The sequence below is a fragment of the Pseudomonas sp. JH-2 genome, from assembly GCF_036231725.1.
Taxonomy (GTDB): domain Bacteria; phylum Pseudomonadota; class Gammaproteobacteria; order Pseudomonadales; family Pseudomonadaceae; genus Pseudomonas; species Pseudomonas delhiensis.
In genome coordinates, this window is record NZ_JAZAQP010000019.1 from 102,405 (window position 1) to 115,640 (window position 13,236).

At 68.0% G+C, this 13,236-nt stretch carries 12 protein-coding genes; 5 read left to right on the forward strand and 7 right to left on the reverse strand.

From position 1 onward, the window contains the following. Positions 1–2 precede the first annotated feature (2 nt). The 4 genes from tssL to tssB are packed head-to-tail and all read right to left on the reverse strand — an operon-like array spanning position 3 to position 4,111. On the reverse strand, positions 3–674 hold the full coding sequence (tssL, locus tag VV867_RS15365) for a type VI secretion system protein TssL, short form (RefSeq protein WP_109934074.1): 672 nt from the start codon (positions 672–674) through the stop codon (positions 3–5). Beyond that, positions 671–2,026, reverse strand: a complete 1,356-nt coding sequence (gene tssK / locus VV867_RS15370; RefSeq protein WP_328566881.1) for a type VI secretion system baseplate subunit TssK — start codon at positions 2,024–2,026, stop codon at positions 671–673. Before tssK ends, tssL begins: the two co-directional genes overlap by 4 nt. Positions 2,027–2,049: 23 nt before the next feature. Beyond that, positions 2,050–3,588 (reverse strand): type VI secretion system contractile sheath large subunit, encoded by a 1,539-nt coding sequence (gene tssC / locus VV867_RS15375; protein WP_109934076.1) that lies wholly within the window; start codon positions 3,586–3,588, stop codon positions 2,050–2,052. Positions 3,589–3,610: 22 nt separating this feature from the next. Next, a complete protein-coding gene (tssB, locus tag VV867_RS15380) occupies positions 3,611–4,111 on the reverse strand; it encodes a type VI secretion system contractile sheath small subunit (RefSeq protein ID WP_109934077.1) in 501 nt (166 codons plus the stop codon). A 464-nt stretch (positions 4,112–4,575) separates the two neighbouring features. On the opposite strand from tssB, the gene VV867_RS15385 reads away from it, so the two are divergent. Next, positions 4,576–5,922, forward strand: a complete 1,347-nt coding sequence (locus VV867_RS15385) for a chloride channel protein (protein WP_328566882.1) — start codon at positions 4,576–4,578, stop codon at positions 5,920–5,922. Positions 5,923–5,958: 36 nt separating this feature from the next. On the opposite strand, the gene VV867_RS15390 is transcribed toward VV867_RS15385, so the two are convergent. From VV867_RS15390 to VV867_RS15400, 3 genes are read right to left on the reverse strand one after another with little or no spacing between them, the layout of a single operon-like run. Next, positions 5,959–6,597 (reverse strand): glutathione S-transferase family protein, encoded by a 639-nt coding sequence (locus tag VV867_RS15390; RefSeq protein WP_328566883.1) that lies wholly within the window; start codon positions 6,595–6,597, stop codon positions 5,959–5,961. 44 nt (positions 6,598–6,641) lie between these two features. After that, entirely contained in the window at positions 6,642–7,127 is a 486-nt protein-coding gene (locus VV867_RS15395) for a prolyl-tRNA synthetase associated domain-containing protein (protein WP_328566884.1), read from the reverse strand. Between the two features lie 35 nt (positions 7,128–7,162). After that, positions 7,163–7,558 carry a hypothetical protein gene (locus VV867_RS15400; protein WP_328566885.1) on the reverse strand — a complete coding sequence of 132 codons (396 nt, stop codon included), beginning with the start codon at positions 7,556–7,558 and terminating at the stop codon, positions 7,163–7,165. On the opposite strand from VV867_RS15400, the gene VV867_RS15405 reads away from it, so the two are divergent. The 4 genes from VV867_RS15405 to VV867_RS15420 all read left to right on the forward strand — a co-directional run bounded on the left by VV867_RS15405 (position 7,548) and on the right by VV867_RS15420 (position 12,915). Beyond that, on the forward strand, positions 7,548–7,856 hold the full coding sequence (locus tag VV867_RS15405; protein ID WP_109935547.1) for a hypothetical protein: 309 nt from the start codon (positions 7,548–7,550) through the stop codon (positions 7,854–7,856). The two genes, VV867_RS15400 and VV867_RS15405, sit on opposite strands and share 11 nt — an antisense overlap. A gap of 193 nt (positions 7,857–8,049) precedes the next feature. Continuing rightward, on the forward strand, positions 8,050–9,102 hold the full coding sequence (locus VV867_RS15410; RefSeq protein ID WP_328566886.1) for an AraC family transcriptional regulator: 1,053 nt from the start codon (positions 8,050–8,052) through the stop codon (positions 9,100–9,102). 146 nt (positions 9,103–9,248) lie between these two features. Further along, positions 9,249–11,579 carry a TonB-dependent receptor gene (locus tag VV867_RS15415; protein ID WP_328566887.1) on the forward strand — a complete coding sequence of 777 codons (2,331 nt, stop codon included), beginning with the start codon at positions 9,249–9,251 and terminating at the stop codon, positions 11,577–11,579. A gap of 7 nt (positions 11,580–11,586) precedes the next feature. Beyond that, on the forward strand, positions 11,587–12,915 hold the full coding sequence (locus VV867_RS15420) for an LLM class flavin-dependent oxidoreductase (protein WP_328566888.1): 1,329 nt from the start codon (positions 11,587–11,589) through the stop codon (positions 12,913–12,915). Positions 12,916–13,236: the final 321 nt, after the last annotated feature.

Below are 13,236 nucleotides of genomic sequence, written 5' to 3' on the forward strand. Positions count from 1 at the left end.
CGCTACACCTGGCCGGGCAGCAGGGTGGTCACGGTATCCACCAGCATCCGGTGCAGCACCAGCCACACTCCTGCCAGCAGGATCGCGGCGGCCACCAGGTGCAACCATGGCATGCCGAGCCAGCGGCGCCAGCCGCCACCGCCGGCGCGCACCAGCACCGGGGCCTCGCCCGTGGCGGCAAAGGGTTGTACGTGCTCGCTCAGTGCGTCGAGCAGTTGCTCCCGCTCCGGAGCCTGCTCGTCGCGATAACGGCCCAGGAACCCCAGCATCAGCACGCGCTGGTAACAGGTCAGCACCCGCAGGTCGGGCGCCGGTTCCGCCAGGGCCGCGCGCATGTCCTCGTAGAGCTGCTCGCCAGCCTGGTGGCGGTTGAAGAAGTGCGCCTGAAGCGGTTTCGCAGCCCAGACGGCATGGGACTGCTCGCCGGCGTTGCGCATCACCGTCTCGTCGAGCAGCGCGCATTGCGCATAGCAGATGCGGTCGATGGCGTTCAGGCTCACGCCAGCTTCAGCCAGGCGGGCACGGCTGTGTTCGACCTGGGCCGCGCAGTGCTTCCACAGCTCGGCGCCGTCCTTGGCCGAGGCCTTCTGCTGCAGCTCGACGACCAGCAGGTAGCTGTCCTGCAGCAGTGCGTCGATATCCACCAGCGGTTTCTTTCCGAATGCCTGGGTCATGAGCGCAGCACCGCGAACAGGTCCAGTTGGACTTCCCCGAGCGTGCCGGGGACGTAGAGCGCGCAGACGCCGGCCGAAAGCATGGCTCGCGCCTTGGGATGGGCCAGATCAAGGGCGAAGTACTGGTTGCCCAGGCGCATCGGGATAGCCGCGGGCACATGGCTGAGCGGCAGCAGCGGTACGCCGTCCAGGGCCACGTTGACGAGGTGGTCGACGTCGTCCGGCGCCCCCACCTTGCACAGGCGCGGGAACTGGCCCTGTACTTGCGCGGCGGGCAGGCTGGAGCGTACCGACAGGTAGAAATCGACACCCTCGGCATCGCGCAGCCGGCCATCGTGCAGCGCTACCTGCCAGCGGTGCGCATTGGGCTGTTCCAGTTCCAGCGCGATGACGCGTGACGGCAGGCTGGCCTCCAGCAGCGTGGAGATCAGCCGGAACAGCGGCGGGAACACCGCTTCCAACTGGTCGTGCCGGTAGCCGGGAATGGCACCGATGTCGTGCTCCAGGGAAAAGGTCAGCAGGCTGCCGGCCAGCTTGATCAGCTCCTGGTAGACCTGCTCGGGGTGCCGCGCGGGGTGCGCCAGCAGGTCCGCCAGCACCGGCTGGTAGCTGTTCAGCGCGTTGAGCAGCCAGAACAGCGAGACGTCGGCCACCGCGAAGTCGGCCATGCGCTGGTTGCTCTCGCGGCGCATGCCCATCAGGCGGCTGCGCTTGGCCGCCAGCTGGGTCATCAGGTTGTCCAGCTGGGCGAGCAACTGGGGCTGGGCATCGAAGCTGAGCAGCGGCGGGACGAACTGCGGGTCGAGCGTCCAGACGCCCTGGCCGTCGCGTACCACGCGCGCTACCGGGCAGGTGAGATACTCGGCGTTTTCATCGCTGTCCAGGCGCAACGAAAGCATGTGTTCCAGCGCGGCCATGGACTGGCTCTCTTCGCCATAGAGATCCTGCACCTCCCGCCAGTCCTGGCGATAGCGCATGGGCCGGGAGGGCACGCCCTCCCCCGTCAGGCAGTTGCCGCCATTGGCATGCTCCAGCGGCAATGCCAGCAGCAGCGTGGCCACGGCAAACTCCTCCGTGGCCAGCCGGGCCAGCTCCACCGCCGGTGGCAGCCGGTCGCTCGCGTCGCTGTCGACCAGCGTGCCATCCGGCAGCCGCACGCGCAGCCGGGTGGCCTTGAGCTTGCCCAGCCGTAGTGCGTCCAGGTCGAAGGAGGCCACCTGGACGCCCCAGGGATGTACCCGCGACAGCCGCGCCAGGCATTCGTTGGTCCAGGCCTCCCAGCGAGCCTGCTGCTGGAATTGCTGCGGGGACAGCAAGGTCCCCGCACCCCACAAGGGGCGATCGATCTTCATGCGTTCTTCCCTGAAGCCGTTTTTCAGGCCTTGGCCTTGGGCATCTGCGAAACCAGCGACAGGTTGACGTCCATGCCTTCCACCTGGAAATGCGGTACGGCATAGAGCTTCACGCGGAAGAAACCGGGGTTGTCGTCGATGTCCTCGACCGTCACCTTGGCGTCACGCAGCGGGTGCGAAGCCTGCAGGTCGTCGCTGGGGTCGGTCATTTCGGTGACCAGGCCACGGATCCAGTTGTTGAGCTCCAGCTCCAGGACGCGGCGGTCCTTGGTGGTGCCGATGTTCTCGCGCTGGATCAGCTTCAGGTAATGGGCGATGCGCGACAGCAGGAAGATGTATGGCAGGCGCGCGTTGATGCGGCTGTTGGCGGTGGCGTCGGCGGTGTCGTAGAGCGCCGGCTTCTGCGCCGAGTTGGCGGAGAAGAAGCAGGCGTAGTCGCGGTTCTTGTAGTACGACAGCGGGATGAAGCCCAGGTTGGCGAACTCGAACTCGCGGGTTTCCGGGATCATCACTTCCGAGGGGATCTTCACCTGGTTGCCGGTGCCCAGGTCGTACAGGTGGATCGGCAGGTCGGTGACCGCGCCGCCCGCCTGCGGGCCGCGGATCTGCACGCACCAGCCGTTGTTGATGAAGCTCTTCACCATGTTGGCGGCGAAGGCGAAGGAGGCGTTGGTCCACAGGTACTTGCCATGGTCCGGGCCCTTGACGCTCTCGATGTAGTTGAAGCTGCGCACCGGCAGGGTGTCGGGGCCGTAGGGCAGGCGGCCGAGCACGCGCGGCATGGTGAGGCCGATGTAGCGCGCATCGTCGGTGTCGCGGAAGGACTTCCACTTCAGGTATTCGGCGCGGTCGAAGTAGTTGCCGATATCCTTGATCGCGGCCACCTCCTCCATGCTCTGCTTGCCGAAGAACGCCGGCCCGACCGAGCCGATGAAGGGCATGTGCGCCGCCGCCGCGACCTTGGAGATGTTGCGCAGCAGGGCGATGTCCTGCGGGCCGCGGTCGAACTCGTAGTTGGAGATCGCAGCGGCGATGGGCTCGCCGCCGGGGGTGTCGTACTCCTGGGTGTAGGTGTGGACGTACAGGCCGCTCTGGGCGATCTCCGGGGCATCCTCGAAGTCCTGCACCAGGTGGTCCTTGCTGATGTCCAGCAGCTCGATGCGCACGTTCCGGCGGAAATCGACCTGGTCGATCAGCGACTTGACGCCGCGCCAGGTCGACTCGACGCGCTGGAAGTCGCCGTGGTGCATGATCGCGTCCAGCTGGCGGCTGATCTGCGCATCCAGCGAGGCGATGTGCTCGTCCAGCAGGTTCTTGTCCAGGCGCTCGACCTTCTGCGAGGACTGCTTGAGCAGGTCCAGGAAGACGCTGACCGCGGCCGTCACACGCTCGTCGGCGGAGGCTTCGGACAGCGCATCGCTGTCCTGGTAGACCTCGAAATCGCCCAGTGCCGACACCGGGCTCAGGTTGATCTTGTCGAACAGGCTCGCATAGACGCCCTGGTTTTCTTGCAGCGATACGCTCGCGCTACCGGTTTGCGCGGCAGTCCCTTCGGCAGACATGGGGCTCTCCTTGAATTGGTCTTCAGCGATCTTGCGGGGCGAGCTGGGCCAGTTCGGCACGCAGCTTGTCGCTCAGGGCGTCATCCTTGAGGATGCGTTCCAGCTCGCGACGGAAGGTGACGTTGTCCAGCAGGTTGGACTTGAGGTCGCGCAGCAGGTTGCGCATGGCCAGCATGGCGCGCAGCTCCGGCATCTGCCGTGCCACCCGCTCGGGCTCGAAGTCCTTCATGTTGCGGAAGGTCAGCTCGATGCTGGTGTCGGAGCCGTCGTCGGCCAGGGTATTGGGCACGGCCAACTTCACACTGGGACTGAAGTCGGCCAGCACATTGTTGAAGTTGTTCTTGTTGACGTCGACCTTGTTGCGCTCGGACAGCGGGCGCTGTTCGCGGCCATTGCTGTAGTCGCCCATCACCATCAACTTGAGTGGCAACTCGACCTTTTTCTGCGCACCGCCGGTATGAAGGTCAAGTTTGATATTGACCCGTGCCTTGGGCACTTCATTTTGGAAACTGTTCGAAGCCATGACTACTCCAGATACCTCCCTGGTGAGGGGTGAGTCAAACAGGCTGGAATTCATGGCAACAGCGGGAAGGCGCGCGCCGACAGCCCGATCCGAAGATCGCGAATTCCATTTCTTACTTCTGAAAAAACTATTAGAGCGGTGACATTGCCGTAGTCCTCACTAAGAACTACCGATGCCATAACTTCCAGCCAATCGGATATTCGCTTTTCGCCCCATGAACTCATCGGATTCATTGCGCACGTAGATCAGCCATTTACGAGTGTATCGACGCGAACGGGGGGATAAAATAAGACTTGTCCCAAACTCACGTGGGAAATAACCACAACTGGAACTCGGCAAGTTTCGCAAGCAGACGACAAGGCATTGCCCTATTCCGCTACGCGGCACGGGAAGCCCGCCCGCGGCGTGCAAGGCGCTAGCGAGACGGCCATAATCGGCGCTTGCCCCCGATCCAGGCCCCGTCGATGTCCGAGCAACCCAGCCCAGCCAACGCAGAACAAGCCTCCCCTGCCCGCCCCCGGCGTTTCCGCCGGCCCCGCTGGCTGGAATGGCGACAGCGCCTGGCGTTCTGGGTCGGCGCGCTGCTGGTGGGCCTGGTGGCGCTGGCCTTCGCCTGGCTGGCGGACCAGTCCTTCGCCCTGTTCAAGCGCATGCTCGGCGTCGCCCCCTGGCTGCCGCTGCTGGTCACCCCCGCGGGTTTCGCCCTGCTGGCCTGGGTCACCCAGCGCTGGTTCGTCGAGGCCAAGGGCAGCGGCATTCCCCAGGTGATCGCCGCGCTGGAGTCGCCTTCGCGGCGCTTCCGCGCCCAGGTGCTGGCGCTGCCGGTGGCCGCCGTGCGCATGGTCTTCACCCTGGGCGCGCTGCTGGTGGGCGGCTCGGTGGGCCGCGAAGGGCCCACGGTGCACGTCGGCGCCGCGGTCATCTACGCCTTCGGCCGGCGCCTGGGGCTGCACGGCCGGCGCACCATCGCCGGGCTGATCCTCGCCGGCGGCGCGGCCGGCATCGCCGCGGCCTTCAACACGCCGCTGGCCGGCATCGTGTTCGCCATCGAGGAGCTCAGCCGCACCTTCGAGCAGCGCTTCAGCGGCCTGGTGCTGACCGCGGTGCTGATCGGCGGCGCCGTCACCCTCGGGCTGATGGGCCACTACTCCTACTTCGGCGAGATCGGCGGCAGCCTGCCGGCGGGCTGGGGCTGGAGCGAGGTGCCGGCCTGCGCGCTGCTCGGCGGCCTGCTGGGCGGGCTCTACGTCAAGCTGGTGCTGCCCACCCGGGCCGGCTGGCTGGGCCGCATGTGCCGCCTGCGCGAGCGCTTCCCGGTGCGCTTCGCCGGCGCCTGCGGGCTGCTGCTGGCGCTGCTGGGGCTGGCCTCGGGCAACCACGTGTTCGGCACCGGCTACGAGGAAACCCGCGCCCTGCTGGAAGGCCACCCGATGACCGAGCAGAGCTTCCTGCTGTGGAAGTTCCTGGCCAACGTGGTGTCCTACCTCGCCGGCATCCCCGGCGGCCTGTTCTCGCCCTCGCTGAGCATAGGCGCGGCCTTCGCCCCGCTGCTGGCCCAGTTGCCCGACGTCAACCCGCAGACCTGCGCGCTGCTGGGCATGGGCGCCTACCTCGCCGGGGTGACGCGCTCGCCGCTGACCGCCTCGGTGATCGTCCTGGAACTCTCCCACAGCCCCGACCTGCTCATCCCCATGCTGGCGGCCACGGTCATGGCCGCCACCGTCTCCGGCTGGATCGCACCGGTCTCGCTGTACCACGCCCTGGCGCGGCAGATCCTGGACAAGCTGGCGCCGGTGTCGGGGGCGCGCTGACCTGGCTCATGCGTGCCGGGCTGATGCCGGCCCCGCTCAATCCGCCGCGGCGAAATGCGCCAGCTGGTCCGCATGCGCCTTGCGGAATGCCGGCCGGGCCGTGGCGCGGGCGACGTAGGCGCTGCAGGCCGGGTAGGTCTGCAGCCCATCGAAGTGCTCGACCAGGCGCAGCACGTCGGCCATGAGGATGTCGGCGATGGAGAAGGCCCCGGCCAGCCATTCGCGGTTTTCCAGCACCCCGTCCATGTGCCGCAGCCGGGCCTGGACGAAGTCGTGCAGCAGCTTGTGCCCGGGCGTTTCGCTGGTGTCGCCGAGGAACAGGAAGAGCGCCCAGGGCAACACCGCCATTTCCACCGAGTTGAGCGCCGCGAACAGCCACTGGCTGACCTCGGCGCGGCCGCGCGGGTCGCTAGGCATCAGCGCCTCGCTGCGTTCGCCCAAGTGCAGCAGGATAGCGCCGCTCTCGAAGATGGAGAGTTCACCGTCGGTGAGCCAGGGCACCTGCCCGAAGGGCTGGCGCAGGAAATGCGCCGGGCCGCGGTCGCGGAACGGCACGCCCTCCACGCGGTAGGGCAAGCCGGCCTCCTCCAGCGCCCAGCGCACGCGCAGGTCGCGCACGAAGCCGCGCGGCATCTGGGGGACCCAGTCGAAAGTGGTGAGTATCAGCTCGGCCATGGGGCGCCTCCATGGGTAGGTCCTGCCCACTATAGCCCCTGCGCTCAGAGCGTCACCCGGACCGGCGTGTGCCCCGTGTGGGCCAGGTACCTGAGCAGGTCCGCGTAGCGGATGCACAGGGTCTGCGAATTGACCAGCGGGTGGAACCCGACCAGGTCGTCCTGGCGGATGCCGTCGTCGAGCAGCACGGTGATGCGCTGTTCGCGGTCGTCGGCCAGGGCGAAGGGCGTGACCGAGCCGGGCGTCAGCCCCAGCATCGCCATCAGCCGCTCCTCGGAGGCGAAGGACAACCGCGTCTCGCCGAGCTGGCTCGCCAGGGCGGCCAGGTCGGCGCTCTTGAGTTCGTCGAGGATCAGCAGGTAGTGGCGGCTGCCCTTGCGGTTGCGCAGGAACAGGCACTTGACGTTCTGCCCGGGGAATTCGATGCCCGCCGCGTGGAATTCGGCGATGGTGCCGAAGGCCGGGTGTTCGACCCGCTCGAAGGCGATCTCCAGCTTGTCCAGCAGTGCATACAGCTCGTCCTCTTGCATGTCTCCAGCTCCTGAGTGGTCGGTTTTCGTAGTGGCTAGGGCGCTTCCCAGCGCGACAGGTAGGCGACCATGGCCTGCTCCGCCTCGGCGCAGATCGCCTCGCTGATATGCCCCTCGGCCATGTAGCCGTACTTCATGCAGGCGAAGGCGATCTCCACCGCGAGGGTCGCCGCGTCCGGCTGCCTCGGCAGGTCGCCGAGCACGCCCAGGGTGTGCAGGCGCTCGCGCAGCAGATTGCCGATCATCGCATCCTTCTCTTCGTGGGCCTTGCGGTCGATCGGCGTGAAATTGCCGCGCATGAGCAGGGCGCCAGCCGCGGGATGGGCATTGTAGTAGGCGGCGGCAGCGCGGATGACCTGGCCGATCGCCCCTTTCCAGTCGCCGCCGGCCGGCCAGCGCATGCCGACTATCAGCGCCCCGATGCGCGCCATCTGCAGGCTGGCCAGGTGGGCGAGCCTGCGCTTCCTCAGCTCGTACCTGGGCTACGTCCCGGCGCTGGCCCCGGAAGACTTCGACGTCTGCCCGGTGCTGCTGACGCAACCCGCCGAGGACCGCTGGACCCCGCTCGGCCTCAGCGAGCCCTTCCTCAAGCGCCTGCGGCGCATCCAGGTCACCACCCGGCTGCTGGACAACGCCGGGCACTATCCCCTGGAGGAACCGGGGCTGGGGCAAATGAACGCGGCGATCCTGGCCTTCGTCGAACAGGTCCTGGCTCGGCGGGCCGCTTGACTCCGAGCTGGCAGGCGACACCCATTTAGATCGTAAAGTTATCTAATACGGATAAATAATTCCTTTATGACCTAGTCGAAATCCCCAATCATGCCGCCTTCGGCTCGACCGCGGGCCTTCGCGAGGTCTCGCGCCCTTCCCCGCCGAGCCCACGCCAGAGGACGCCCCTTGAGCCACTGCGGAGGGCCATGACATGCATGCCGACACCATCGCCACCTGGGCCCAGGTCATCGCCCGCGCGCTGCAGGCCAGCGGGCACGATCCGCGGCCGTTGCTGCGCAGCGCCGGGATAGACCTGGCGCAGCTGCAGGATGCCAACCTGCGCATTCCCCTGGCACGCATGAGCGCCCTGTGGCAGGCGGTGGAGCGCACCACCGGCGATGCCAGCTTCGGCCTGCAGGTGGCGGCGCACAGCCTGCCCACCGATTTCCATGGCCTGTTGTTCGCCCTGCAGAGCAGCCCCACCGTGGGCGAGGCGCTGCAACGGGTGGTGCGTTTCTCGTCGGTGGTCAGCACCTCCGGCCAGGTCAGCCTGGAGCGTACGCCGGAGGCCTGCCGCCTGGTCTATCGGCGCATCGCCGGCGTGCAGGTCGAGCAGATGGCCACCGAGGCCCTGCTGGCTTCCGGGCTGCGCCATGCCGCGCCGATCTGGGGCCTGGGGGTGGTGCGCCGCGTGCACCTGGCGCGCGCCTGCCCGGCGGATGCCCAGCGCTGGGAGCACCTGTTCGGCTTCCCGTTGCGCTTCGGCGCCGAGCACAACGCCGTGGACTATGACCCGCGCCTGCTGGAGGTGCCCCTGCGCAGCGGCAACAGCGAGCTGGCGCGCACCCTCGACGGCAGCCTCAGCGACTACCTCGAACGCCTGGCACGGCACGACCTGCCGGAGCAGGTGCGGCAGTCGATCATCCGCCAGATGCCGCGTGGCGAGGTACAGCAGGCGCTGGTGGCCGAAGAGCTGGGCATGAGCGTGCGCAACCTGCACCGCCACCTGCTGCGCCACGCCACCAGCTTCAGCGAACTGCTGGAGGACACCCGGCGGCGGCTGGCCTTCGACTACCTGCGGCAATCCCGCTGCTCGGTCAGCGAGGTCTGCTACCGCCTGGGCTTCAACGAGCCCAGCAGCTTCAACCGCGCCTTCCGCCGCTGGACCGGGCAGAGCCCGGGGCAGTGGCGCCAGCGCGAACTCGGCCAGGGCGCCGTCCCGTCGCCGGCGCCGCGGACATCGGTCCTGGCGCTGGCGGTGTGAGGCGCTGTCCGCAACGGACCATGGATTGTCCGCAAAAGCCCGTCCTTGCGCGCCCGGCGCGCCTAGCATCGGCAACCAGAGGGGCATGAGCCCCCGTCAAGCCGAAACCCGCCGTGCGTGCCACGGCTCTGCTGCAAGGACAAGCCATGAGCAAGACCCTTTCCCACGCCGCCCGGGCGGGCCTGGCGTTGCATCCGTTGGCCCTGGCGCTGCTGCTGGCCGCCGGCGCCGCCCAGGCGGCCGATGAGGACACAGCCGCCGAAACCGAGCCACAAGCGCAGGCGGATACCCTGCAGAAGGTCACGGTCACCGCCCGGCGCCGCGAGGAAAACGCCCAGGACGTGCCCACGCCGATCACCACGGTCGCCGGCGAAACCCTGGAGAAGCAGCGCATCTACAAGATCCAGGACCTGCAGCAGGCGCTGCCCAGCGTCAACGTCGCCTACATCCATGCACGCCAGTCCAGCCTGGCCGTGCGCGGCATCGGCAACAACCCGGCCAGCGACGGCCTGGAAGGCTCCGCCGGCATCTACCTGGACAACGTCTACCTGGGCCGCCCGGGCATGGCGGTGTTCGACCTGATGGACATCGAGCAGCTCGACCTGCTGCGCGGCCCCCAGGGCACCCTGTTCGGCAAGAACACCACCGCCGGCGTGCTCAACATCAGCACCCGCAAGCCGACTTTCACCCCGGAAAGCAGCGTCGAGGCCTCCGGGGGCGAGAACGGCTACTTCCAGGGCAAGGGCACCTTCTCCGGGCCGCTGACCGACACCCTGGCCGGTCGCCTGTCGGTGTACCGCAGCCGCGACGACGGCTACCTGAACAACCTCGCCGACCACCGTACCCTGCTGGGCGGCGAGCGCGAGGGCGCGCGCGGCCAGTTGCTGTTCCAGCCAAACGACGACTTCAGCCTGCGCTGGATCAACGAGTACAACAGCGAGAACTCCAGCCAGGGCAGCGGCGTGATCTACGGCGCCTCCGACCTGTTCTGGAAACGCGCCAGCCTGGTCGGCGCGCACCCGGTGCTGGGCAAGTCCAACATCGACGGCCGGCAGAACGTCAGCGTGCACCAGAACGCCTCCTCGCTCGAGGCCAACTGGAAGCTGGGCGGCGGCTACACCCTGACCTCCATCAGCGCCTACCGCTACTGGCACTTCAACCCGGCCAACGACTCCGACGAGCTGGAAGTGCCGGTGATCCGCGACCTCGGCTACGAGATCCACGACCGCCAGTTCTCCCAGGAAATCCGCCTGGCCTCGCCCACCGGCGGCGCCTTCGACTACGTGCTGGGCGCCTATGCCTTCGAGCAGGACCTGAACAACCGCTACTTCGTCGACCTGGGACCGCTGGCCGACCTCAACCTGATCGGCGCCAACCTCAATGCGCTGAACAACGTCAGCAGCACCAGCAAGGGCAGGATCGAAACCGAGAGCTACGCGCTGTTCGCCCAGGGCACCTGGCACCTCACCGACAGGCTCGACTTCACCGCCGGCCTGCGCGGCACCTACGAGGAGAAGCAGGCACGGGTGCAACGCTACGCACCCGAAGGCGGCGCTGCGGTCGGCGGCCTGCCGGCGGCGGTGCGCGCAAGCCAGGCCGGCGCCTACGACTCCGGCGACCTCAGCCTGCACAACGCCGCGCCTTCGGCGCTGCTGAGCCTGAGCTACAAGTTCGACGACAACCTGCTGGGCTACGCCTCGCTGTCCCACGGCGAGAAATCCGGCGGGGTGAACCTCACGGTTGGCAGCGCCCCCAGCGCCGGGGCGGACTCCCTGCTGGTGGGCCCGGAGCGCGCCAACGACGCCGAGCTGGGCCTGAAGAGCACGCTGTTCGACCGTCGCCTGCTGCTCAACGCCAACCTGTTCTGGACCGGCATCCACGGCTACCAGGCCACCACCTACTACCAGCCGGCCGGTTCGGTCACCGGCTTCCAGGTGCTGGCCAACGCCGGCAAGCTGCGCTCGCGCGGCCTGGAGTTCGAGGCCACGGCCTTGCCGGTCCGCGGCCTGACGCTGAACTTCAACGGCTCCTACAACGACGTCAGCTACCTGTCGTTCAAGGACGCCCCCTGCCCCGCCGAGGTCAGCGCCCAGCCCGGCGCCCCGGCCACCTGCGACCTCAGCGGCGAGCGGGTGATGGGTGCCTCGAAATGGATCGCCAACCTCAACGGCGAATACAAGTGGCAGTTGGCCGACCGCTTCGAGCCCTACGTCACCGCCAGCTATGCGTACCGCTCCGAGGCCGAGGGCACCCTGGACAATTCCGACCTGTCGAAGATCCCCGGCTACGGCATCGCCAACTTCTCCGTGGGCCTGCGCCACGAGGTCGGCGACGGCCTGCTGGATGGCTCGCTGTGGATGAAGAACGCCTTCGACAAGGAGTTCTACCAGGCGGTCATCGCCTCCTCCAACGGCCTCTACGTGGGCTACCCCGGACAGCGCCGGATGGCCGGCGTGACCCTGCGCTACGACTTCTGAGGTGAACATGAGCCAAGCACAGATGCGCCTCGGCGCCTTCCTCATGGGCAGCGGCCACCACCTGGCCGCCTGGCGCCACCCCCGGGCCCCCGCCGGCGCGCTCGATTTCGCGCACTTCAGGCGCCTGGCGCAGACCGCCGAGCGCGGCCTGTTCGACGCCATCTTCTTCGCCGACAACCTGGCCCTGCTGGGCACGCCCGAACTGGCCAGCCACACCACCCACGCCGAGGTGCTCGACCCGCTGATGCTGCTGGCCGCCCTGGCCTCGGCCACCGAGCGCATCGGCCTGATCTCCACCGTCTCCACCGCCTACAACGCACCCTACCTGCTGGCCCGCCGCTTCGCCTCCCTGGACCACCTGTCCGGCGGCCGCGCCGGCTGGAACCTGGTGACTTCGGCCACCGACCAGGAGGCGCACAACTTCGGCCGCGACCAGCACTTCGACCACGCCGAGCGCTACGCCCAGGCCGAGGAATACATCGACGTGGCCCTGGGCCTGTGGGACAGCTTCACCGACGACGCCTTCCTGCGCGACAAGGCCAGCGGCCGCTACTTCGACCCGGCGAAGCTGCACATCGCCGACCACCGGGGCGAGCACTACCGCGTGCGCGGCCCGCTGAACCAGCCGCGCCCGCCCCAGGGCCACCCGGTGCTGGTGCAGGCCGGCTCCTCCGAGCCCGGCAAGGAACTGGCCGCGCGTACCGCCGAGGTGGTGTTCACCGCGCAGCAGACGCTGCAGGACGCCCAGGCCTTCTACGCCGACCTCAAGTCCCGCCTGGCCCGCTACGGCCGCGAGCCGGACGAGCTGAAGATCATGCCCGGCCTGTCGCCGGTGCTCGGCCGCACCCAGGCCGAGGCCGAAGACCTCTACGCCGAGCTGCAGGACCTGATCGAGCCCCAGCTGGGCCTCGCCCTGCTCTCCGGCATGGCCGGCGGCCTGGACCTTTCCGCCTACCCGCTGGACGGCCCGCTGCCGGAGCTGCCGCCGAGCAACGCCATGAAGAGCCGCCAGGCGCTGTTCATCGACCTGGCCCGGCGCGAGAACCTGAGCATCCGCCAGCTCTACCTGAAGGTCGCCGGCGCCCGCGGCCACTGCACGCTGGTCGGCGGCCCCAGGCAGATCGCCGACCACCTGGAGCAATGGTTCACCAGCGGCGCCGCCGACGGCTTCAACATCATGCCGCCGCTGCTGCCGGATGGCCTGGACCGTTTCGTCGAACTGGTGGTGCCGGAACTGCAGAGGCGCGGGCTGTTCCGCCGCGAATACCAGGGCCGCACGCTGCGCGAGCACCTGGGCCTGCGTAGGCCCGGGCGCGGCATGGCGCATGCTGAGTAGGGCGAATAACCGTTCGCGGTTATCCGAGGATGACGGCGGATAACGCCGTAGGCGTTATGCGCCCTACGAACTATCGCGAACGTGGGGAGTCAGGGTTCGCGAGCAAGCTCGCTCCTACGAAGAGCAAAAGCGGCTCTTGCTCTGGTTTTGGGATTTCCAGAGAAACATCCGAGCGCACCGGAACGCCCCTTCAGAAGGCCGAGCGAAACCGGCGCTCAGGAGGTCATGCGACATGGATGTCGCTAGAGCCCCGATGGGCTACAGGGACGTACCCTCGGGGCGGGCCTCCGTGGCGGGGGAATTCGCGAGGGTAGCCCGGCT